Genomic DNA, 21,528 nt, shown 5'->3' with positions numbered 1-21,528 from the left:
CAACTGGTCGGGGAAGAGGGCAGGCGCCAGGAGACCGCGTTGGCCCGGCGACACTGGCGGGGGCAGCGGGTTGAGCTCCCGGCGATGCGGCGCCGGGGGTTCGGTGGGGGCCGGTCGGACCGTCCGTCCGTCAGACCACCAGGGGGCGGTCCGTGGGCCGGATCGGGGCGGGAAGCGGGGTCTTGCCGCCCAGATACCTGTCCACCGCGGCGGCGGCCGAACGGCCCTCCGCGATGGCCCAGACGATCAGCGACTGGCCCCGGCCGGCGTCTCCGCAGACGTACACGCCATCGACATTGGTGGCGAACCGGCCGTCGCGGGCAATGTTACCGCGCGCGTCGAGATCCGCTCCCAGCTGTTCGACCAGCCCGTTCTTCACGTCGGTGCCGGTGAAGCCCATGGCCAGGGTGACCAGCTGGGCCGGGACGGCCCGCTCGGTACCCGGCACCCGCTCGAACCGGCCGTCCTTGAACTCCACCTCGACCAGGTGCAGTTCCTGGACGTTGCCGTCCTCGTCGCCGCTGAAGTGGGTGGTGCTGACGGAGTAGATCCGCTCGCCGCCCTCCTCGTGCGCGGAGGTGACCTTGTACGTCATCGGCATGGTCGGCCACGGCTGGTTCCCGGGCCGCTCCTCGCCGGGCCGCGGCATGATCTCCAGCTGGGTGACGGACGCCGCGCCCTGCCGGTGGGCGGTGCCGACGCAGTCCGCGCCGGTGTCGCCGCCGCCGATCACGACCACGTGCTTGCCCTTGGCGCTGACCGGCGACTCCACGAAGTCGCCCTCCTGCACCTTGTTGGCCAGCGGCAGGTACTCCATGGCCTGGTAGACGCCCTTGAGCTCGCGCCCGGGCACCGGCAGGTCGCGGGCGGTGGTGGCGCCGGCCGCGACCACCACGGCGTCGAAGCGCTCGCGCAGCTGCTGCCCGGTGATGTCCTCGCCGACGTGGACGCCGGTGCGGAACCGGGTGCCCTCCGCCCGCATCTGCTCGACGCGGCGGTTGATGTGGCGCTTCTCCATCTTGAACTCGGGGATGCCGTAGCGCAGCAGTCCGCCGATCCGGTCGGCCCGCTCGTACACCACCACGGTGTGCCCGGCCCGGGTGAGCTGCTGGGCGGCGGCGAGGCCGGCCGGGCCGGAGCCGACCACGGCGACGGTCTTGCCGGACAGCCGCTCGGGCACCTGCGGGGTGACCCCGCCGCGGTCCCAGGCCTTGTCGATGATGGTGACCTCGACGTTCTTGATGGTCACCGCGTCCTGGTTGATGCCGAGGACGCACGCGGACTCGCACGGAGCCGGGCACAGGCGGCCGGTGAACTCCGGGAAGTTGTTGGTGGCGTGCAGCCGCTCGATCGCGCCGGTGAAGTCGTCCCGGTAGGCGAGGTCGTTCCACTCGGGGATGAGGTTGCCGAGCGGGCAGCCGTTGTGGCAGAAGGGGATGCCGCAGTCCATGCAGCGGCCGGCCTGCTTGGTGATGATCGGCAGCAGGCCGCGCTCGACGTAGACCTCGTTCCAGTCCCGGATGCGGACGTCCACGGGGCGCCGCTCGGCCAGCTGCTTGGGCGTGGTCAGGAAGCCCTTGGGGTCAGCCATTAGCCGCCTCCATCATCTTGCGAGTGGTCTCGGCCTCGGAGAGGCCATCGCGCTCAGCGGCGTCCTTGGCGGCGAGCACTGCCTTGTAGTCGGTCGGCATGATCTTGGAGAAGCGGGAGACCCCGCTGCCCCAGTCCGCCAGGAGCTCGGCGGCGACGGTGGAGCCGGTCTCCTCGTAGTGCTGCTGCACGGTCTCGCGCAGCCAGTCGCGGTCGGCGGCGGTGGGGGCCTCGATGCCCACCATGCCGTCGTTGACGTTGGCGGGGCGCAGGTCCAGGACGTACGCGATGCCGCCGGACATGCCGGCCGCGAGGTTGCGCCCGGTCTCGCCGAGGACGACGACCCGGCCGCCGGTCATGTACTCCAGGCCGTGGTCGCCCACGCCCTCGACGACGAGGGTGGCGCCGGAGTTGCGGACGGCGAAGCGCTCGCCGGCCTTGCCGCGCAGGTGGACGCGGCCCGAGGTGGCGCCGTAGCCGATGGTGTTGCCGGCGATGACGTGGTTCTGGGCGTCGTTGCCGATGGCCGCCGCCTCGCGGGCCGGGCGGACGACGACCACGCCGCCGGAGAGCCCCTTGCCGACGTAGTCGTTGGCGTCGCCCTCCAGCCGCAGGGTCACGCCGCGCGGCAGGAAGGCGCCGAAGGACTGCCCGGCGGAGCCGGTGAAGGTGACGTCGATGGTCCCCTCCGGCAGGCCCTCGCCGCGGTACCGCTTGGTCACCTCGTGGCCGAGCATGGTGCCGACGGTGCGGTTGACGTTGCGGATCGGCAGCTGGATCCGGACGGTCTCGCCGCGCTCCAGCGCGTCCTCGGCGAGCTCGATCAGCCGGTTGTCCAGGGCCTTGTCGAGCGCGTGGTCCTGGGCGGTGGTGCGGTGGCGGGCCGCCCCCTCCGGCAGCGCCGGCACGTGGAAGAGCGGGGCGAGGTCGAGACCGGCGGCCTTCCAGTGGTCGATCGCGGACCGGGCGTCGATGTGCTCGGCGCGGCCGACGGCCTCCTCGATCGAGCGGAAGCCCAGCGAGGCCAGGATCTCCCGGACCTCCTCGGCGATGAACTCGAAGAAGTTGACCACGAACTCGGGCTTGCCGGAGAACCGCTCGCGCAGCACCGGGTTCTGGGTGGCGACGCCGACCGGGCAGGTGTCCAGGTGGCAGACGCGCATCATGATGCAGCCGGAGACCACCAGCGGGGCGGTCGCGAAACCGAACTCCTCGGCGCCGAGCAGTGCGGCGATCACCACGTCGCGGCCGGTCTTGAGCTGGCCGTCGGTCTGCACCACGATGCGGTCGCGCAGCCCGTTGAGCAGCAGCGTCTGCTGGGTCTCGGCGAGCCCGAGCTCCCAGGGGCCGCCGGCGTGCTTGAGCGAGGTCAGCGGCGAGGCGCCGGTGCCGCCGTCGTGGCCGGAGACCAGGACGACGTCCGCGTGCGCCTTGGAGACGCCCGCGGCGACCGTGCCGACGCCGACCTCGGAGACCAGCTTCACGTGGATGCGGGCCGCCGGGTTGGCGTTCTTGAGGTCGTGGATCAGCTGCGCCAGGTCCTCGATCGAGTAGATGTCGTGGTGCGGCGGCGGCGAGATCAGGCCGACACCCGGGGTGGAGTGCCGGGTGCTCGCGACCCAGGGGTACACCTTGTGGCCGGGCAGCTGGCCGCCCTCGCCGGGCTTGGCGCCCTGGGCCATCTTGATCTGGATGTCGTCCGCGTTGACCAGGTACTCGGAGGTGACGCCGAACCGGCCGGAGGCGACCTGCTTGATGGCCGAGCGGCGCTCCGGGTCGTACAGGCGGTCCGGGTCCTCGCCGCCCTCACCGGTGTTGGACTTGCCGCCGAGGCGGTTCATCGCGACGGCCAGGGTCTCGTGCGCCTCGCGCGAGATCGAGCCGTACGACATGGCGCCGGTGGAGAAGCGCTTGACGATCGAGGAGACCGGCTCGACCTCGTCGACCGGGATCGGCTCGCGGCCGAGCCCGTCCAGCTGGAACAGGCCGCGCAGCGTCATCAGGCGCTCGGACTGCTCGTTCACCCGGTCCGTGTACTGCTTGAAGATGTCGTACCGGCGGTTGCGGGTGGAGTGCTGGAGGCGGAAGACGGTGTCCGGGTCGAACAGGTGGGGCTCGCCCTCGCGGCGCCACTGGTACTCGCCGCCGATCTCCAGCGCGCGGTGCGCGGCCGGGATGCCGGAGGCCGGGTAGGCCTTGGCGTGCCGGGCGGCGGTCTCCCTGGCGATCTCGTCCAGGCCGATGCCGCCGAGCTTGGTGGTGGTGCCGGCGAAGTAGCCGTCGACCAGGTCCTGGGAGAGGCCGATGGCCTCGAAGACCTGGGCGCCGCGGTAGGAGGCCACGGTGGAGATGCCCATCTTGGACATGACCTTGAGCACGCCCTTGCCGAGCGCCTTGATCAGGTTCCTGATCGCCCTGTCGGCCTCGACGCCCTGGATGAAGACGCCCTGGGCGACCAGGTCCTCGACCGACTCCATCGCCAGGTACGGGTTGACCGCGCCGGCGCCGTAGCCGATCAGCAGCGCGACGTGGTGCACCTCGCGGACGTCGCCGGCCTCGACCAGCAGGGACACCTGGGTGCGCTGCTTGGTGCGGATCAGGTGGTGGTGGACGGACGAGGTGAGCAGCAGCGAGGGGATCGGGGCGTGCTCGGCGTCGGAGTGCCGGTCGGAGAGCACGATGATCCGGGCGCCGTCGGCGATGGCGGCGTCGGCCTCGGCGGCGATCGCGGCGAGCCGGGAGGCCAGGGCCTCGCCGCCGCCGGCCACCTTGTAGAGGCCGGACAGGGTGACGGCCTTGAGGCCGGGCTGGTCGCCGTCGGCGTTGATGTGGACGAGCTTGGCCAGCTCGTCGTTGTCGATCACCGGGAAGGTGATGCCGACCGAGCGGCAGGCGGCGGCCTCGGCGGCCAGCAGGTTGCCCTCGGGGCCGAGGTTGGACAGCAGCGAGGTGACGAGCTCCTCGCGGATGGCGTCCAGCGGCGGGTTGGTGACCTGTGCGAAGAGCTGCACGAAGTAGTCGAACAGCAGCCGCGGCTTCTCGCTCAGCGCGGCGATCGGCGAGTCGGTGCCCATCGAGCCGAGGGCCTCGCCGCCGGTGCGCGCCATCGGCGCGAGGATGACCCGCAGCTCCTCCTCGGTGTACCCGAAGGTCTGCTGACGGCGGGTGACGGAGGCGTGGGTGTGCGCGATGTGCTCACGCTCGGGCAGCTTGGCGAGCTGGATCTGCCCGCCGGCCACCCACTCCTCGTACGGGTGCTCGGCGGCGAGGGCGGACTTGATCTCCTCGTCCTCGACGATCCGGCCCTGGGCGGTGTCCACCAGGAACATCCGGCCGGGCTGGAGGCGGCCCTTCTTGGCGATCTTCTCCTGGTCGATGTCGAGCACGCCGACCTCGGAGGAGAGGACGACCAGGCCGTCCTCGGTGATCCAGTAGCGGGCCGGGCGCAGGCCGTTGCGGTCGAGCACGGCGCCGATCTGGGTGCCGTCGGTGAAGGTGACGCAGGCCGGGCCGTCCCAGGGCTCCATCAGGTTGGAGTGGTACTGGTAGAAGGCGCGGCGGGCCGGGCTCATGGTGGCGTGGTTCTCCCACGCCTCCGGGATCATCATCAGCACCGAGTGCGGCAGCGAGCGGCCGCCGAGGTGGAGCAGCTCCAGGACCTCGTCGAAGGAGGCGGAGTCGGAGTGGTCCGGGGTGCAGATCGGGAAGATCCGCTCCAGGCCCTGCCCCTTCTCGTTGGTCCGGATGAGGTCGGTGGCGAGCTGGGACTCCCGGGCGCGCATCCAGTTGCGGTTGCCCTTGACCGTGTTGATCTCGCCGTTGTGGGCGACGAAGCGGTACGGGTGGGCGAGCGGCCAGCTCGGGAAGGTGTTGGTGGAGAACCGCGAGTGCACCAGGCCGACGGCGGAGGCGTAGGTGCGGTCCGACAGGTCGGGGAAGAAGGGTTCGAGCTGGCCGGTGGTCAGCATGCCCTTGTAGACGATGGTGCGCGCGGACAGCGAGGGGAAGTACACCCCGGCCTCGCGCTCGGCACGCTTGCGGACCACGAAGGCGATCCGGTCCAGCTCGATGCCGGCCTTCTCGCCGTGCGACAGGAAGAGCTGCCGGAAGCGGGGCATCACGCCGCGCGCGGTGGCGCCAAGCAGGTCGGGGGTGACCGGGACGTCGCGCCAGCCGAGGACGGTCAGCGCCTCCTCGGCCGCGATCGCCTCGATCTTCGCGACGGCGGTGGCGTCCGCCGCGTCCTCGTCCGGCAGGAAGGCGATGCCGACGGCGTAGGAGCCGGCCGCCGGGAGCTCGAAGGAGACCTTCCCGCGCAGGAAGGCGTCCGGGACCTGGGTGAGGATGCCGGCGCCGTCGCCGGAGTCCGGCTCGGCGCCGGTGGCGCCGCGGTGCTCCAGGTTGCGCAGGACGTTCAGCGCCTGCTCGACGATGGTGTGGTCGGCGATGCCGGTCAGGGTGGCGACGAAACCGACGCCACAGGCGTCGTGCTCGTTCCGCGGGTCGTACAGGCCCTGGGCAGCAGGTCGGGCATCCGGCACGAGCGCGTACGGTCGGCGGGTGGCGCCGGCCTGGGGCTCGTTGGCGGAGTGCGTGGATGCGGACAGCATCGGCTCTCCCGTCGTCGTCTTTCGGCAAGTTGGTGCAAGTAGGGACGACGCTGGCCCTGATGCGGTGGTGCGTGGGTGCAAGTTACATGATGCCCGTGACCCTGAGAAGCGGAATATCCGTCCGGATGGCGGGATGCCGCGCAGGTCAGGAGGTGTGCGAGAGGACGCGCCGCAATGCGCGTCCCGACGATTGTGCCCAACCGTCCGCGGCCCGAAACAGGAGCGGTACCGGGCGGTCGCGGGAGCCGATCATGGCCGCCTGCGAATCCATTCCGGGAGCCCGCCCGCGGATGCGAATCCGCGGCGGGGCGGCCCGAATGGTGAGACTAGGCCAGGCGTCGCCGGGCCCTCATGTGTGAAACGTCACGCACTCAGCAGCATAATCATGCATACGTACGGCTCATCCCAGGTGCCCGCCGATCACCCAGCCGAGCAGGTAGGTCACGCCGGCCGCGGCACCGCCCAGGACCAGCTGCCGCAGCCCGCTGAACCACCAGCTGCGCGCCGTCACCCGGGCCACCACGACGCCGCAGAAGAACAGCCCGGCGGCGGCCAGCAGCAGGGCGGGCAGCAGCGTGGTCGCCCCCAGCAGGTACGGCAGCAGCGGCAGCAGCGCGCCGAGCGCGAAGCACAGGAACGACGAGCCGGCCGCGACCAGCGGCGAGGGCAGGTCGGTCGGGTCGATGCCCAGCTCCTCGCGGGCGTGCACCTCCAGGGCCAGCTCCGGGTCGGTGGACAGCTGCCGGGCCACCTCGTGGGCCAGCTCCGGGTCCACCCCGCGCGAGACGTACAGCTGGGCCAGCTCGGCCAGCTCGCCGTGCGGGTTGCGGGTCAGCTCCAGCCGCTCGACCTCGATCTCGGCCTGCACCAGTTCCCGCTGTGAGGCCACCGAGGTGTACTCCCCCGCCGCCATCGAGCAGGCGCCGGCCGCCAGGCCCGCCAGCCCGGTGAGGATCACCGTCCCGTTGGACGCCGCGCCGCCGACCACGCCGGTCATCAGGGCGAAGTTGGACACCAGCCCGTCCACCGCCCCGAACACGGCCGGCCGCAGCCAGCCCCCGTTGACGTCCCGGTGGTGGTCGGCCGCGGGTATCCGGGGCTGGTGTCCGGTGTCGGGCTCCACAGTGATCGCGCTCATCGTCGTTCCCCTCCTGAGTCGGTTCGTCCGCCTTGACCGTAGCCCGCCTGACCTGGGCATTTCCAGCAAAGTAAGGCTGTCCGAACACCACTGGGGCCACCCTTCGCAAGCTTCGCGAGGGGTGGCCCCAGTCGGGGAAGGCCCAGGTCAGATCGGGTTCTCGGTGTCCTCGCCGGCCGCCCTGGCGGTCGTCACCGGCTTCTCGTCGGCCTTCGTGTCGGCCTTCTCCCGGGCCGACTTCGCCGGCTTCACGCCCTCGTCGTCCTTGTCGCCGCTCCCGGCGTCCTCCGCCCGCGCGGCCGGATCGATGCTCGCCGGGTCCTCGCGCCCGGGCCGCTTCCTGCCCACGATCACGAAGTACGCCACCGCGCCGAGGAACACCGCGATGGACACCCAGTCGTTCAGCCGCAGGCCGAGGTAGACGTGCGCGTCGTCGATCCGCAGCCACTCGATCCAGAACCGGCCGACCGTGTACGCGGCCACGTACAGCGCGAACACCCGGCCGTGGCCCAGCTTGAACCGGCGGTCCGCCCACATCACCAGCAGCGCGACGCCGACGCACCAGAGCGACTCGTACAGGAAGGTCGGGTGGTAGACGCCCTTCAGGACCTCGCCGTCGGGCAGCGTCTTGTCGATCTCCAGGCCCCACGGCAGGGTGGTGGGCCGGCCGTACAGCTCCTGGTTGAAGAAGTTGCCCCAGCGGCCCAGCGCCTGCGCGAGCGCGATGCCCGGCGCGATGGCGTCGGCGTACGCGGGCAGCGGCACGCCGCGGCGGCGGGCGCCGATCCAGGCGCCGACCGCGCCCAGCGCGACCGCGCCCCAGATGCCGAGGCCGCCCTGCCAGATCTTGAGGGCGTCCCAGGGGTTCTTCCCGTCGGCGAAGTACAGTCGGCCGCCGTCGGTGATCACGTGGTAGAGGCGGCCGCCGACGAGACCGAACGGCACGGCCCACACCGCGATGTCGCCGACGGTGTGCTTGGCACCGCCCCGGGCGACCCAGCGCCTGCTGCCGAGCCAGACGGCGACGAGGACACCGAGGATGATGCAGAAGGCGTAGGCGCGCAGCGGGATCGGTCCGAGGTGCAGGACGCCCCGCGACGGGCTGGGAATGTAGGCGATATCCATGGCAGTTCCGACGCTACAGGGTCCAACGGCCCCGTCGGACACCCCCGGGGTCACAGAAACCGAACAACGGGACGGCGCCGCCCCCTCCGGACGGGGAGGGAGCGGCGCGGCGCGGTGGGCTCAGCCGGCCGCCGGCGAGGGGTTGTTCGCCTCCGAAGCGGTGCCGGTGGGGGCCGGTACCTGCCCGTGCGAGCCCGCCGTGCCGAGCTGCTTGCCCTCGTTCGCGGCGTCCACCCACTTCACCAGGTTCGCCGGGGAGATCTCCTCGCCGGCGTTCTTCGGGTAGATCGGCTGGCCGTTGAGCAGCACCGTCGGGGTGGACTTGAAGCTGGACTTGTCGAAGTCCTGCTGCACCGCGGAGACCCACCCGCCGAACTTGTTGTCCTTGACGCAGGACTGGAACTCGGGGGTGTCCAGGCCGTTGACCTGCTTGGCCAGGTTCAGCAGCACGGCCTTGTCGCCGAAGGCGTCGTTGGTCTCGTCCGGCTGGTTGCGGTAGAGCACGTCGTGGAGGTCCCGGAAGTGCCCGGCGTCCTGGGCGCAGCCCAGCGCGTTGGCGCCCGTCCTGGAGCCCTTGCCCGGCACGGCCCGGTCGATGAACGACACGATGTGGTAGTTGGTGAAGACCTTCCCGGCGTCCTCGAGCTGGTCGATGGTCGAGGAGAACTCGCGCTCGAAGGTGCCGCAGGCGGGGCAGCGCGGGTCCTCGTAGACGGTGAGGACGGAGGGCGCGTTGCCGGCGCCGACCGGGATGACCAGGTTCTTGTCGCCGATCGTCCCGGCCGGGGCGGCGACCGGGGTCTCCGGCTTGGAGCGCTGGTTCTGCACCACGACGCCGGTGATCACCGCGGCGGCGATCACCGCGAGCACGGAGCCGCCGACGATCAGCTTCTTCCTGCGCCGGGAGGAGACCTCATCGGCCTCCCGTTGTTCCAGCATCCGCTCACGGGCGGTGCGCTTGCCTTCTCGGTTCTTCTCGCTCATTGCCTTGACATCCACGGTCGGGGAGCCTTCGTCGGGTGCGGGGGTGTGGGGGTCAGCTCGCCAGCCAGCCGTCGGCCGACAGCCGGGTGCGGGGCCGCCACAGCAGCCACCCGGCCAGCACCAGGAATCCGGTGTCGCGCAGGATCTCCTGGAGGTACTCCGTCCGGGACTCGTCGACGTGCCCGCCGCCGCCGAAGCAGCCGCAGTCGATCGAGATGCCGCGGGCCCAGGCGGAGGAGATCCCGGCGATGAAGACCAGCAGCAGCAGCGCGGAGACCGCGGCCACCAGTCGGACGCCGAGGCCGGCCAGCAGCAGCAGGGCGAGCGCCAGCTCCAGGAACGGCAGGCCGTAGCCGATCGGTTTGACCAGGGCCTCGGGCAGGATCTCGTAGGCCCGGACGGCCTGGGCGGCCTCCGCCGGATCGGAGACCTTGGCCAGTCCGGCCCACCCCCAGACCACCGCGAGGCCGAGCCGGACGGCGGTGCCGAGCCACCCGCTCCAGGCGGGCGCCGGACGCCGCGCCGCGGGCGTGGGCACGGAGCCACCGGGCTGCGCGGCCATCAGGGAAACCCCCTCGGGAAACTCGTTCACTCCCTGATGAACCGTGCGGGGGGAGGGGCGGTTCCTCCGGATTCAGGAATGAAGCCGGATGAGTGACGTTCTGCCCGGATGATCCGAACGGCCGTACGTCATCGACACCCCGTCAACCATCCTTCCTCGAACAGTTCGGGGTGCCGGGCCGCCTCCGCGCAGGCCACCGCCTCCCGCTCCGCCCGCTCGGCCCCCCGCTTGGCCAGGGCGTGCCCCACCTCGGTGTGCACCCCGACCGCGCAGCCGAGCGCCACCCCGGCCGCCGCCGCCCGCAGCAGCACGGCCCGCTGGAGACCAGCCACCGGCTCACCCCTTCCCGCTCGCCCCCGTCACCCCCGCACACGTCCGTGCACTCGTCCCTCCGCTCAACGGTCCCCAACCCCGGCTGATGCGTGTCCCCACCCCTTGTTCACCCGTTCGGGTCCACCCCTCGCTTCGAAGGCGGGCCCGAACGCCGACGACCCCCCGCTCCCGGAGGAGCGGGGGGTCGTCGGGCGCGTCGCGTCAGTGCCGGCGCACGCCCGAGGCCAGCTCCCCGGCCAGGTCCCGCACCGCGTCCAGCGCCGCCGCCTCGTCCTCGCCCGCGGCCAGGATGCGCTTGACGAACGCCGAACCCACGATCACCCCGTCCGCGAACCGCGCGACCTCGGCCGCCTGCGCGGCGTCCGAGACCCCGAGCCCGACGCAGACCGGCAGGTCCGTGGTGGCCCGGGTCCGCGCGACCAGGTCCTCGGCCATCGAACCGACGGCCGACCGGGTCCCGGTCACGCCCATCACGGCGGCCGCGTACACGAAACCGCTGCCCGCCGCCGTGACCTCCGCCAGCCGGGCGTCCTTGCTGCTGGGGGCGACCACGAACACGGTGTCCAGCCCGTGCTCGTCCGCCGCCTTGCGCCACTCCTCGGACTCCTCCACCGGCAGGTCCGGCAGGATGCAGCCGGCCCCGCCCGCGGCCGCCAGGTCGGCCGCGAAGCGGGCCACCCCGTAGCGGTCGACCGGGTTCCAGTACGTCATCACCAGCACCGCGGCCTCGGGGTGCGCGGCGGAGACCTCCTGGACGGTCCGCAGCACGTCCTTGATCTTCACCCCGCCGCGCAGCGCGATGTCGTCGGCGGTCTGGATGACCGCCCCGTCGAGCACCGGGTCGGAGTGCGGCAGGCCGACCTCGACCACGTCGCAGCCGCCCTCGATCAGCGCCTTGACGGCCCGGATGCCGCCGTCCACGGTCGGGAACCCGGCCGGCAGGTAGCCGATCAGCGCGGCGCGGTCCTGCGCCTTGGCCGCCGCCAGGACACCACTGAGCTTGCTCGCCATGATCACTCGCCCCCCTCGGCGGGGCTGTCGCCCGAGCCGGCCTTCTCGTCGTACAGCCCGAAGTACTCGGCCGCGGTGTGCATGTCCTTGTCCCCGCGCCCGGACAGCGAGACCAGGATGGTCGCCTCCGGTCCGAGCTCGCGGCCCAGCTCCAGCGCTCCGGCGAGCGCGTGGGCGCTCTCGATGGCCGGGATGATGCCCTCGGTGCGGGACAGCAGCAGCAGTGCCCGCATCGCGGCGTCGTCGGTGACCGGCCGGTACTCCGCCCGCCCGGTGTCCTTCAGCCAGGCGTGCTCCGGCCCGACGCCCGGGTAGTCCAGGCCGGCCGAGATCGAGTGCGACTCGATGGTCTGCCCGTCCTCGTCCTGGAGGACGTACGTCCGGGAGCCGTGCAGCACCCCCGGGTCCCCCTTGGTCAGGGTGGCCGCGTGACGGGGCGTCTCGGCGCCCTCGCCGGCCGCCTCGCAGCCGAGCAGCCGCACCCCCGCGTCCGGGATGAACTCGTGGAAGATCCCCATCGCGTTGGAGCCGCCGCCCACGCAGGCCACGACCGCGTCGGGCAGCCGCCCGGTCCGGTCCAGCACCTGCTGACGCGCCTCGACGCCGATGACCCGGTGGAAGTCCCGGACCATCATCGGGAAGGGGTGCGGCCCGGCCACGGTGCCGAACAGGTAGTGGGTGGAGTCGACGTTGGCGACCCAGTCCCGGAACGCCTCGTTGATGGCGTCCTTGAGCGTCCGGCTGCCGGACTTGACGGCCACCACCTCGGCGCCGAGCATCCGCATCCGGGCGACGTTGAGCGCCTGGCGCTCGGTGTCGACCTCGCCCATGTAGATGGTGCAGTCGAAGCCGAACAGCGCGCAGGCGGTGGCGGTGGCCACGCCGTGCTGGCCCGCACCGGTCTCGGCGATGATCCGGGTCTTGCCCATCCGCCTGGTGAGCAGCGCCTGGCCCAGCACGTTGTTGATCTTGTGCGAGCCGGTGTGGTTGAGGTCCTCGCGCTTGAGCAGGATGCGAGCCCCGCCCGCCTCGGCGGAGAAGCGGTGCACGTCGGTCAGCGGGCTCGGGCGCCCGGTGTAGTCCTTGAGCAGCCCGTCGAGCTCGGCGGCGAACGCCGGGTCGGCCTTGGCCTTCTCGTACTCCTCGGCGACCTGCTCGACCGCGGCGACCAGCGCCTCGGGGATGAAGCGGCCGCCGTACGCGCCGAAGTAGCCGCGCGCGTCCGGCACCTGGGCGCCGGGCAGGTAGTCCTTTTCGGACATGGTGTGGTTTCCCTTGACGAAGATGGACGACGATGACGTCTGATCGGCTGTCCCGGCCGTTCGACCGGTCAGCCCGACGTCACCCGCCATCGCCGCCCCGGTACCTGCCCGGGCTCGCAACCGATGACGTACCGCACCCGACGCCCCAGCACCCGGCGTGCGGGCGCGCGGCAGCCGCGCGGGCGGCAACCGGGGGCGAGTCGGGCGGCGATCTTCATCGGGCGGCGTCAGTCCTTGTGCCGGACGGCGGGGTGGGCCCCGGCGGCGACCAGGTCGGCGACCGCGGCACGCGGGTCCTTGCCGGTCACCAGGGTCTCGCCGACCAGCACCGCGTCGGCGCCGAGGTTGGCGTAGTTGATCACGTCCAGCGGGCCGCGCACACCGGACTCGGCGATCTTGACGATGCTGTCCGGGATGGCGTGGGCGACGTTCTCGAAGGTGTTGCGGTCCACTTCGAGCGTCTTGAGGTTGCGGGCGTTGACGCCGATGATCCGGGCGCCGGCGTCCACCGCGCGCCTGATCTCCTCCTCGTCGTGCACCTCGACCAGCGGCGTGAGGCCGATCGACTCGGCACGCTCGATCAGCGACACCAGGGCCGGCTGGTCGAGGGCCGCGACGATCAGCAGCGCGAGGTCGGCGCCGTGCGCACGGGCCTCCCACAGCTGGTAGGCGGTGACGATGAAGTCCTTGCGCAGCAGCGGGGTGTCCACCGCGGCGCGGACGGCGTCCAGGTCGGCCAGCGAGCCGCCGAAGCGGCGCTGCTCGGTCAGCACGCTGATCGCGGCGGCACCGCCGGCCGCGTAGTCGACCGCCAGGGCGGCCGGATCGGCGATCGAGGCCAGGGCGCCCTTGGACGGGCTGGAGCGCTTCACCTCGCAGATCACCCGGACCCCGTCGCCCTTGAGGGCGGCGACGCCGTCCTTGGCCTCCGGAGCCCTGGCGGCCAGCGCCTTGAGCTCGTCCAGGGAGACCCGGGCCTGCCGCTCGGCGAGGTCCTCGCGGACCCCTTCGATGATCGAGTCGAGCACACTCACTCAGGAGCCCCCATCTTTTCTGCCAGTCGGTCGGCGCGAGTCGGCGGGCAGCGGCCCACCGGCTCTTCGATGGTATCGGCACCCGGGGGCGCGGGGCGCACCGGTTCCGCCCCCGTCTCGCGGACCGGACGCCGGCTCCGGCGGTCCTCAGCTGCGGGTTCACCGGTTCTGCACCGGGCCCCGGGGCGTCCTCGCGGCGCCCGGGGGCGCTCTCCGGTCAGACCAGGGGCGGCGCCAGCCCCGTCCCGACCGGCGAGTTGCGCACCACCGTGAACACCAGCACCAGCAGGGCGATCAGCACCCAGCGCCGGGCCCCGACGGTGATCCTCGGCGGCGGCCCGCCGGTCAGCGCGGCCCAGCCCCAGCGCAGCCAGAGCACCCCCAGCACCCCGGCCAGCAGCACCACGACGGCGTTGTCGTGCAGGGCCCCGGTGAGGTCCCCGCGGGCCAGCGCGTGGACGCAGCGCAGGCCCCCGCAGCCGGGGCACCACCAGCCGGTGGCGGTCAGGAACGGGCAGTCGGGGTAGTGCCCGGGGACGTTCGGGTCCACCAGGGCGACGTACGCGGTGGGGACGGCCACCGCCGCCAGCGCGGTCAGCGGCGGGCTCAGCCGGCGCAGCACGGGCGGCGGGGCGGAGGCGGTGGGGACGGCGTTCACGCCCCGATTCTGCCCGGGCCGGGCCCGGACACGACGAAACGGCGGGCGTGGCGCGCCCGCCGTTCCGATGTACGACAAACGTGTGGTGCGAAGAGCCCGTCGTCAGGCGGCGACGACGGCGCGGGCCTCGCGGGCCGCGAGCTGCTCCTCGGCCGACTTGTAGACGTGGGGGCTCGGCTGCTGGCCCATGCCGGCCATCGACATGGCCTTGCCGACCACACCGCCGAGCAGGATGATCGCCAGGCTGACCCAGACGAACAGCACCGACGGCAGGATCATCGCGACGCCCGCGGCGCCGAAACCGACGAAGGAGATGATGACGCCGGTCCAGGCGGCGGGGGTGTGGCCGTGTGCTGCTGCTGCCATCTGAATGGTGCTCCTTGGCTCTCGGGGCCCGGCCGGGCCTGCGGGGCCGCCGGCGGGTTTGACGGTTCCATTGTGCCGGGCCACACATCGGCGGCCCAAAGGGGGTGGCGGGTCTATCGCGTCACACGCGCCGTTCAGACGGCCGTCGGGTCCTCGCCGCGGTCCAGCGCCTTCCACAGGTCACCGGGCGTGTCGGCCTTCGCCGGGGCCTTGCGGGTCGGCGCCTCGTAACGGCTGCCCATGGCCGGCCAGCCCCGGCCGTAGCGCAGGGTGAGCAGTCCGGCCACGGCCAGCAGCACCCCGCCCGCCAGCGCGACCCAGGGCCAGCCGGTGTGCGAGACCTCGGTGGCCGCCGAGCCGGTCAGCGCCAGCTTGCGGGCGGCCTCGTCGTCCAGCGCGGCGGTGTCGCCCGCCCCGGCCGCCGCGGCGGCGGCCGCGCCGAGCCCGGCCAGCAGGGTCAGCGCGCCGACCGCCAGCCGGCCGACGCCGCGCACCGCGAACACCGCGACCGCCGCGGCGAGGCCCACCAGGGCCAGCCCGCCGGGCAGTTCGGAGATCTTGCCGCCGGTGACGGACACGTCCAGGGTGCCGGCCCGGCCCTCGGCCCAGGTCCGCCCGGCCGCGGTCAGCACCAGCACGGCGCTGAGCACGGTCAGCAGCAGCATCACGCCGAGGGTGCGGCGGCTGGAGGTGGCGGGGGCGGGGGTCTGCTCAGCGGTCACCCGTCCACTATCCCCCGGCTGACACCCGGGTCCGAACCCGGGGTGGGGAACTCGTCCGTGCGCAGCACCACCGTCCGGCCGCCGAGCGGCAGGAACACGTCGTTGCCGAACGGCACCCGCTCGGCCTCCCGGTACACCCCGTCCGGCGACGGCGCGGTGTGCACGGTGCAGACCGCCGCCGCCGGGTCGACCACCAGATACACCGGCACGCCGCCGTGCGCGTACGCCCTCGCCGCCGGCTCCAGGCCCGGCCGGGCCACCTCCAGCACCGCCTCGACCCCGGCCGCGCCGAACCGGCCCCGCCCGCCCCGGACGGCCTCCCGGGAGAGCACCGCCAGGTCCGGGGCGAACACCGCCGCGCCGTCCCGGGTGGGGCCGCCGGACGCCGCCGGGAAGTCGACCGCCACTCCCGACAGCACCCGGCCGTGGCCGGCCGGCTGCTCGCCGAGCTGTCCGGCGGCGCCGCGCACGACCTCCCAGCGCAGCTCGTCGTACGGCACCTCGGGCATCCCGGCGGCCTCCCTACGGCTCAGGACAGTTCCGGCGTCCGCAGCGTATTGGCGGTGGCGACGGCCCGCAGCACGGCGGCCGCCTTGTTGCGGCACTCGGTGTCCTCGCCGTGCGGGTCGGAGTCGGCGACCACGCCCGCGCCGGCCTGCACGTACGCGGTGCCCCCGCGCAGCACCGCGGTGCGGATCGCGATCGCGGTGTCCGAGTCCCCGGCGAAGTCCAGGTAGCCGACGCAGCCGCCGTACAGGCCTCGGCGGGTGGGCTCCAACTCCTCGATGATCCGCATCGCCCGCGGCTTGGGGGCGCCGGAGAGGGTGCCGGCCGGGAAGCAGGCGGTCAGCACGTCGAAGGCGGTCCGCCCGGGGGCGACCCGGCCGGTCACCGTCGACACGATGTGCATCACGTGGCTGTAGCGCTCGATCTGCATGAAGTCGACCACCTCGACGCTGCCCGGCTCGCAGACCCGGCCGAGGTCGTTGCGGCCGAGGTCCACCAGCATCAGGTGCTCGGCCCGCTCCTTGGGGTCGGCGAGCAGCTCGGCGGCCAGGTCCGCGTCCTCGTGCGGGGTGGCGCCGCGGTGCCGGGTGCCGGCGATCGGGTGCAGCATCGCCTCGCCGTCGGTGACCTTGACCAGCGCCTCCGGGCTGGAGCCGACCACGTCGAAGCCGCCCTCGGAGCCGCCGTCCGGCCCGGGGAAGCGGAACAGGTACATGTACGGGCTGGGGTTGGTGGTGCGCAGCACGCGGTAGACGTCCAGCGCGGAGGCCGGGCAGGGCGCCTCGAAGCGCTGCGAGGGCACCACCTGGAAGGCCTCGCCGGCCCGGATCCGCTCCTTGACCACCTCCACGGCGGCGCGGTACGGCTCGCCGCCGAACGGCGAGTGGACCTCGCCGGGGCCGACCGGGGTGAAGGTGGCCAGCCCCGGGTCGACCGGCTTGGCCAGCTCGGCCTCCATCGCGTCCAGCCGGGCCACCGCGTCCGCCCAGGCCTCGTCCACGCCGCTGGCCAGGTCGTTGTGGTTGACGGCGTTGGCGATCAGCAGCACGGTGCCGTCGGTGTGGTCGAGCACCGCGAGGTCGGTGGCGAGCAGCATGGTCAGCTCGGGCAGGCCCAGGTCGTCCGGGTTGAGGTCGGGCAGCTTCTCCAGCCGGCGGACGATGTCGTAGCCGAGGTAGCCGACCAGGCCGCCGGTGAGCGGGGGCAGGCCGTCGTCCTCCCGGCGCGGGGTGTGCAGCGCCGCCAGGGTGGCGCGCAGCACCTCCAGCGGGTCGCCGCCGGTGGGGATGCCGACCGGCGGGGCGCCGAGCCAGCGGGCCCCGCCGTCCGGGCCGACGGTGAGCGCGGCGGCGCTGCGCACCCCGACGAAGGAGTAGCGCGACCAGCTGCGGCCCTGCTCGGCGGACTCCAGCAGGAAGGTGCCGGGGCGTTCCTCGGCGAGGCTGCGGTAGAGGCCGATCGGGGTGAGGCCGTCCGCGAGGAGCCTGCGGGTGACCGGGATGACCCGGGTGTCGACGGCGAGCTTGCGGAAGGCTTCGAGATCCATGCTGGGCGGCACCTTCTGGAGTTCCGGGGTTCTGGAGTCGTGGACGGGGTCGTGCGGGTCAGGCGGGCCCTTGCGGCCAGCCGGGCTCCGGCGGGTCGGGCAAGCTCTCGCGGGTCAGGCGAGCGGGAGCACGTCGGCGTCGAAGCAGGTGCGGTCGCCGGTGTGGCAGGCCGCGCCGGTCTGGTCGACCTTGACCAGCAGGGTGTCGCCGTCGCAGTCGAGCGCCACCGACTTGACCGCCTGGACGTGGCCGGAGGTGTCCCCCTTCACCCAGTACTCCCGGCGGCTGCGGCTCCAGTAGGTGCAGCGGCCGGTGGTGAGGGTGCGGTGCAGCGCCTCGTCGTCCATCCAGCCGAGCATCAGCACCTCGCCGGTGTCGTACTGCTGGGCGATGGCCGGGATCAGCCCGTCCTCGGTGCGCTTGAGCCGGGCGGCGATCTCGGGGGCGAGGGCGGTGGTGCCGGGAGTGGCGGGTGTGGTGGACATGGGCCCATTGTGTCAGCCCGCCCCGCCGCCCCCGGCGGGGTCTTCCGTACGGCCGGGCCGGTCCCGGCCGTACCGTACGGGGCGATTTCGGCCAACCGCCTGCCGGGCGGGGGCCGGGTGGGCCATTCTCGTGGCCATGACCTCCGAGCAGCCGCCGCCCGCAGCCGCCGCCTCCCGTCCGTCCCGCGGCCTGGTCCTCACCGTCGCCGCCGTGCTGGTCGTCCTGCTCGCGGTGGTGGCCACCGCGGTGCTCTGGCCGGACGACGGGAAACCGGCCGCCGCGCCGCCCCCGCCCTCCCCCACGGCCACCCCGACCCCGACACCCACGCCGACGCCCACCCCGACCAAGCCGCAGCCGCCGTACGCCTTCTTCCCGGTCGGCGCGTGCTTCGACCACCCGCAGCTGAGCCCGGTGATCACCAAGGCGGAGGAGCGCCCCTGCGCCGGCGAGCACGACGGCGAGGTGATCGCCGACCTCAAGCTGGCCGACGGCCTGACCGGCGAGATCCAGGTCGCCCTGGCCATGCGCGACGGCTGCAAGGAGGCCGAGGCCGCCGCCAAGGCCCGTCAGGCCGACGGGAAGACCTACTACGGCCGGCAGTTCGGCCCGGCGATGGTCAACTACCAGCAGGGCTGGCGGGACTACACCTGCACCCTGACCGGCAGCAACAAGCAGGGCGGCGCCAAGCTCACCGGGACCCTGCACCCGTAGCACCCCGGCCCTCTCACCGGCACCCGTGCCCCGCGTGGACGGGGCGCGCAACACGGCCGGGCACCCGTGCAACCGATCGGGTGCCTTCGCCCCGGCGTTCGAACGACACCGTCTGCGAGCCTCAGCCGCCCGGCTCCGCGGCCCCGGAGACTTCGAACGCTCGTTTTGTGTTCGCTTGGTGAGAGGACTGAGGTGAAGTCCAGTCAGAACCGGGTGACCGCCGTCACCTGGAGACGCAAACTCGCCAGGGCGATGACCACCGCCCTGGCGTTGACACTCGTACCCTTCGGAATGTCGCTCATCGAACCGTCGGCCGCGCACGCGGCCGGCCTTCCGGGCGGCCTCGGTCCGTGCCTCGGCGCGGACTGTCCGGCGACCTTCCCACCGGTCAACAACGGCCCCTTCGCGGGCCGTGACGACGGTGTGAACATCTTCGTCGGCGGCGACTACAACGTCAGGGAGTCGGCCGCGGAGGCCGAGGGCCATGTGGTGACCCTCGGGAACTTCGACATGAACAAGAGCGGTGCCAGCGCCGTCTTCAACATCGGCATCGTCGGCGCCGGTTCACGCGTCCCCCCGCCGGACGGCGCGGACTTCCTCACCACCGGCGGCAACGTCACCATCGCCCGAGGGGAACAACTCCTGGCCGAAGGGGGCGTCGTCCGCCACGCGGGCACGGTCACGGGCAGCATCGCCGGAACGGTGATCCAGGACCCGCAGGCCGTGACCGCCTACCGGCCGCTGCGCGGCCAGCTCCAGTCGGCGAGCGAGTGCTACGCCGGGATCGGCACCCCGCGCCCCGCCACCGGGACCGCCGTCAACCAGGGCTACCAGACCCTGTTCACCGGGGACGGCACCTCCGCGCTCCAGGTCTTCAACGTCGACTTCGACATCGCCGGCAACGGCGGCGGCCAGCAGGGCATCGCCTTCGCCGGCATCCCCGCGAACGCGACGATCCTGGTCAACCTCGTGGGCAGCCCCCGCGTCATCAACACCTACAGCGGCAGCCTGGAGGACACCGACCCCTGGAACCAACTGCGCGAGCGTCTGCTGTGGAACTTCCCCACCGCGACGTCGGTCAGCCTCATCGGATCGGGACAGTTCCAGGGCAGCGTGCTGGTGGGCAACCCGGCCAGCACCGCCACCATGGGCATGCCCGGCTTCAACGGACGGTTCTTCACCACCGGCTCGCTGGTGCAGAACTCCGGCGGGGGGATGACCGGCTCCGAGTTCCACGCCTACCCCTTCGACGGCGACCTCCCGGACTGCGGCACCTCGGTCCCCACCGCCTCGACCACCGTGACGAAGGTCGACTCCGTCACCGGCCAGCCGCTGGCGGGCGCGACCTTCCAGCTGTGGCACGAGACCAACGGCGTTCCCGGCCTCCAGACCACCAGACCCGACCCGGACACCGAGGTGGGCGGTCCCTGCACCACCGGGGCCGACGGCGTCTGCTCCGTGAGCGGCCTCCCGCTGGGCACCTACTACTGGCAGGAGACCGCGGCACCACCCGGCTACGACCTGCCCGACCCAGCGGTGACGACCGTTGTGCTCGACACCGACGGACAGAACGTCCAGGTCACCGTCCCCGACGTCAAGAGCCCGGTCGTCGAGACCGGGTCCACCAGCGTCACCAAGGTCGACTCGGCGACCGGGCAGCCACTGGCCGGCGCCACCTTCCAGCTCTGGCAGGAGACCAACGGCGTCCCGGGCCTCCAGACCACCAGACCCAACCCGGACACCCCCGTCGGCTCCCCGTGCACCACCGGGGCCGACGGCGTCTGCTCCGTGAGCGGCCTCCCGCTGGGCACCTACTACTGGCAGGAGACCGCAGCACCCCCCGGCTACGACCTGCCCGACCTCAACGTGACCACCGTCGTCCTCGACACCAACGGCCAGAACATCCCCGTCACCGTCCAGGACACCAAGACCGTCGCCCCGACGGCCTCCACCACCGTCACCAAGGTCGACTCGGGGACCAGGCAGCCGCTGGCCGGCGCGGTCTTCCAGCTGTGGCACGAGACCAACGGCATCCCCGGCCTCCAGACCACCGGGGCCAACCCGGACACCCCGGTCGGATCCCCGTGCACCACCCCGGCCAACGGCGTCTGCTCGGCGGACGGCCTGCCGCTGGGCACCTACTACTGGCAGGAGGTCTCCGCGCCGGACGGCTACGACCTGCCGGACCTCAACGTGACCACCGTCGAACTGGACGCCAACGGGCAGAACGTCGCGGTCACCGTCGAGGACACCAAGACCGTCGCCCCCACCGGCTCCACCAGCGTGACGAAGGTCGACTCCGTCACCGGCCAGCCGCTGGCGGGCGCGACCTTCCAGCTCTGGTTCGAGACCAACGGGGTCCCCGGTCTCCAGACCAGCGGCGCCAACCCGGACACCCCGGTCGGCTCGCCCTGCGTCACCCCGGCCAACGGCGTCTGCTCGGCGGACGGCCTGCCGCTGGGCACCTACTACTGGCAGGAGACCACCGCTCCCCCCGGCTACGACCTGCCCGCGCAACCGGTCACGACCGTCGTCCTCGACACCAACGGACAGAACATCCCCGTCACCGTCCAGGACAGCCAGACCGTCGCCCCGACCGGCTCCACCAGCGTGACGAAGGTCGACTCCGTCAGCGGCCAGCCGCTGGCCGGGGCCGTGTTCCAGCTGTGGCACGAGACCAACGGGGTCCCCGGTCTCCAGACCAGCGGCGCCAACCCCGACACCCCCGTCGGCTCCCCCTGCGTCACCCCGGCCGACGGCGTCTGCTCGGCCACCGGGCTCCCGCTCGGCACCTACTACTGGCAGGAGACCACCGCTCCCCCCGGCTACGACCTGCCCGCGCAACCGGTCACGACCGTCGTCCTCGACACCAACGGACAGAA

19 protein-coding genes are annotated in these 21,528 nt (G+C 72.7%); 2 read left to right on the top strand and 17 right to left on the bottom strand.

What is annotated here, in order from left to right:
* Positions 1-130 precede the first annotated feature (130 nt).
* From ACFRAR_RS13700 to hisI, 17 genes are all read right to left on the bottom strand, one after another.
* Positions 131-1,591, bottom strand: coding sequence for a glutamate synthase subunit beta (locus tag ACFRAR_RS13700; protein ID WP_380698041.1), 1,461 nt, complete (start codon positions 1,589-1,591; stop codon positions 131-133).
* Positions 1,584-6,200 carry a glutamate synthase large subunit gene (gene gltB / locus ACFRAR_RS13695; RefSeq protein WP_380698039.1) on the bottom strand — a complete coding sequence of 1,539 codons (4,617 nt, stop codon included), beginning with the start codon at positions 6,198-6,200 and terminating at the stop codon, positions 1,584-1,586. Before gltB ends, ACFRAR_RS13700 begins: the two co-directional genes overlap by 8 nt.
* A 400-nt stretch (positions 6,201-6,600) precedes the next feature.
* Positions 6,601-7,338, bottom strand: a complete 738-nt coding sequence (locus ACFRAR_RS13690) for a VIT1/CCC1 transporter family protein (protein ID WP_380698037.1) — start codon at positions 7,336-7,338, stop codon at positions 6,601-6,603.
* A 147-nt stretch (positions 7,339-7,485) separates the two neighbouring features.
* Positions 7,486-8,463 (bottom strand): prolipoprotein diacylglyceryl transferase, encoded by a 978-nt coding sequence (lgt, locus tag ACFRAR_RS13685; RefSeq protein ID WP_380698035.1) that lies wholly within the window; start codon positions 8,461-8,463, stop codon positions 7,486-7,488.
* 120 nt (positions 8,464-8,583) lie between these two features.
* Entirely contained in the window at positions 8,584-9,447 is an 864-nt protein-coding gene (locus ACFRAR_RS13680; RefSeq protein ID WP_380698033.1) for a DsbA family protein, read from the bottom strand.
* 52 nt (positions 9,448-9,499) lie between these two features.
* On the bottom strand, positions 9,500-10,009 hold the full coding sequence (locus ACFRAR_RS13675) for a MauE/DoxX family redox-associated membrane protein (RefSeq protein ID WP_380698031.1): 510 nt from the start codon (positions 10,007-10,009) through the stop codon (positions 9,500-9,502).
* 128 nt (positions 10,010-10,137) lie between these two features.
* On the bottom strand, positions 10,138-10,341 hold the full coding sequence (locus ACFRAR_RS13670) for a hypothetical protein (RefSeq protein ID WP_380698029.1): 204 nt from the start codon (positions 10,339-10,341) through the stop codon (positions 10,138-10,140).
* A 202-nt stretch (positions 10,342-10,543) separates the two neighbouring features.
* Positions 10,544-11,353 (bottom strand): tryptophan synthase subunit alpha, encoded by an 810-nt coding sequence (gene trpA, locus ACFRAR_RS13665; protein WP_380698027.1) that lies wholly within the window; start codon positions 11,351-11,353, stop codon positions 10,544-10,546.
* 2 nt (positions 11,354-11,355) lie between these two features.
* Entirely contained in the window at positions 11,356-12,615 is a 1,260-nt protein-coding gene (gene trpB, locus ACFRAR_RS13660) for a tryptophan synthase subunit beta (protein WP_380698025.1), read from the bottom strand.
* A 68-nt stretch (positions 12,616-12,683) separates the two neighbouring features.
* Complete coding sequence (trpM, locus tag ACFRAR_RS13655; protein WP_188296911.1) at positions 12,684-12,833, bottom strand: tryptophan biosynthesis modulator TrpM; 150 nt, start codon at positions 12,831-12,833, stop codon at positions 12,684-12,686.
* Positions 12,834-12,842: 9 nt separating this feature from the next.
* Positions 12,843-13,649 (bottom strand): indole-3-glycerol phosphate synthase TrpC, encoded by an 807-nt coding sequence (gene trpC / locus ACFRAR_RS13650; RefSeq protein WP_380698023.1) that lies wholly within the window; start codon positions 13,647-13,649, stop codon positions 12,843-12,845.
* Between the two features lie 217 nt (positions 13,650-13,866).
* Positions 13,867-14,307 carry a DUF2752 domain-containing protein gene (locus ACFRAR_RS13645; protein ID WP_380698021.1) on the bottom strand — a complete coding sequence of 147 codons (441 nt, stop codon included), beginning with the start codon at positions 14,305-14,307 and terminating at the stop codon, positions 13,867-13,869.
* Between the two features lie 102 nt (positions 14,308-14,409).
* On the bottom strand, positions 14,410-14,673 hold the full coding sequence (locus ACFRAR_RS13640; protein WP_380698019.1) for an HGxxPAAW family protein: 264 nt from the start codon (positions 14,671-14,673) through the stop codon (positions 14,410-14,412).
* A gap of 134 nt (positions 14,674-14,807) precedes the next feature.
* Complete coding sequence (locus ACFRAR_RS13635) at positions 14,808-15,395, bottom strand: TIGR02234 family membrane protein (protein WP_380698018.1); 588 nt, start codon at positions 15,393-15,395, stop codon at positions 14,808-14,810.
* Entirely contained in the window at positions 15,392-15,904 is a 513-nt protein-coding gene (locus ACFRAR_RS13630) for a Uma2 family endonuclease (protein ID WP_380698016.1), read from the bottom strand. The genes ACFRAR_RS13635 and ACFRAR_RS13630 overlap by 4 nt, the downstream gene beginning before the upstream one ends.
* Positions 15,905-15,924: 20 nt before the next feature.
* Positions 15,925-17,448, bottom strand: a complete 1,524-nt coding sequence (locus ACFRAR_RS13625; protein ID WP_380698014.1) for an anthranilate synthase component I — start codon at positions 17,446-17,448, stop codon at positions 15,925-15,927.
* A 114-nt stretch (positions 17,449-17,562) separates the two neighbouring features.
* Entirely contained in the window at positions 17,563-17,934 is a 372-nt protein-coding gene (gene hisI, locus ACFRAR_RS13620) for a phosphoribosyl-AMP cyclohydrolase (protein WP_380698012.1), read from the bottom strand.
* A gap of 136 nt (positions 17,935-18,070) precedes the next feature.
* Here hisI and ACFRAR_RS13615 point away from each other — a divergent pair, with 136 nt between their 5' ends.
* The gene (locus tag ACFRAR_RS13615) at positions 18,071-18,646 is read left to right on the top strand and encodes a hypothetical protein (RefSeq protein ID WP_380698010.1); all 576 of its coding nucleotides are present in this window, start codon (positions 18,071-18,073) and stop codon (positions 18,644-18,646) included.
* Between the two features lie 192 nt (positions 18,647-18,838).
* A partial coding sequence (locus tag ACFRAR_RS13610) for a SpaA isopeptide-forming pilin-related protein (RefSeq protein ID WP_380698008.1) occupies positions 18,839-21,528 on the top strand: 2,690 nt, incomplete at its 3' end.

Source organism: Kitasatospora sp. NPDC056651 (assembly GCF_042792155.1).
Lineage (GTDB): Bacteria > Actinomycetota > Actinomycetes > Streptomycetales > Streptomycetaceae > Kitasatospora.
The sequence above is the reverse complement of the archived record's forward strand: the minus strand, read 5'-3'. Positions and strand labels throughout refer to the sequence as shown.

Excerpts from the sequence above, each read along its gene's own strand:
- ACFRAR_RS13700 (WP_380698041.1), bottom strand. The coding sequence starts at position 1,591 with ATGGCTGACCCCAAGGGCTTCCTGACCACGCCCAAGCAGCTGGCCGAG.
- gltB (WP_380698039.1), bottom strand. The coding sequence starts at position 6,200 with ATGCTGTCCGCATCCACGCACTCCGCCAACGAGCCCCAGGCCGGCGCC.
- ACFRAR_RS13690 (WP_380698037.1), bottom strand. The coding sequence starts at position 7,338 with ATGAGCGCGATCACTGTGGAGCCCGACACCGGACACCAGCCCCGGATA.
- lgt (WP_380698035.1), bottom strand. The coding sequence starts at position 8,463 with ATGGATATCGCCTACATTCCCAGCCCGTCGCGGGGCGTCCTGCACCTC.
- ACFRAR_RS13680 (WP_380698033.1), bottom strand. The coding sequence starts at position 9,447 with ATGAGCGAGAAGAACCGAGAAGGCAAGCGCACCGCCCGTGAGCGGATG.
- ACFRAR_RS13675 (WP_380698031.1), bottom strand. The coding sequence starts at position 10,009 with ATGGCCGCGCAGCCCGGTGGCTCCGTGCCCACGCCCGCGGCGCGGCGT.
- trpA (WP_380698027.1), bottom strand. The coding sequence starts at position 11,353 with ATGGCGAGCAAGCTCAGTGGTGTCCTGGCGGCGGCCAAGGCGCAGGAC.
- trpB (WP_380698025.1), bottom strand. The coding sequence starts at position 12,615 with ATGTCCGAAAAGGACTACCTGCCCGGCGCCCAGGTGCCGGACGCGCGC.
- trpM (WP_188296911.1), bottom strand. The coding sequence starts at position 12,833 with ATGAAGATCGCCGCCCGACTCGCCCCCGGTTGCCGCCCGCGCGGCTGC.
- ACFRAR_RS13640 (WP_380698019.1), bottom strand. The coding sequence starts at position 14,673 with ATGGCAGCAGCAGCACACGGCCACACCCCCGCCGCCTGGACCGGCGTC.
- ACFRAR_RS13630 (WP_380698016.1), bottom strand. The coding sequence starts at position 15,904 with ATGCCCGAGGTGCCGTACGACGAGCTGCGCTGGGAGGTCGTGCGCGGC.
- ACFRAR_RS13625 (WP_380698014.1), bottom strand. The coding sequence starts at position 17,448 with ATGGATCTCGAAGCCTTCCGCAAGCTCGCCGTCGACACCCGGGTCATC.
- hisI (WP_380698012.1), bottom strand. The coding sequence starts at position 17,934 with ATGTCCACCACACCCGCCACTCCCGGCACCACCGCCCTCGCCCCCGAG.
- ACFRAR_RS13615 (WP_380698010.1), top strand. The coding sequence starts at position 18,071 with ATGACCTCCGAGCAGCCGCCGCCCGCAGCCGCCGCCTCCCGTCCGTCC.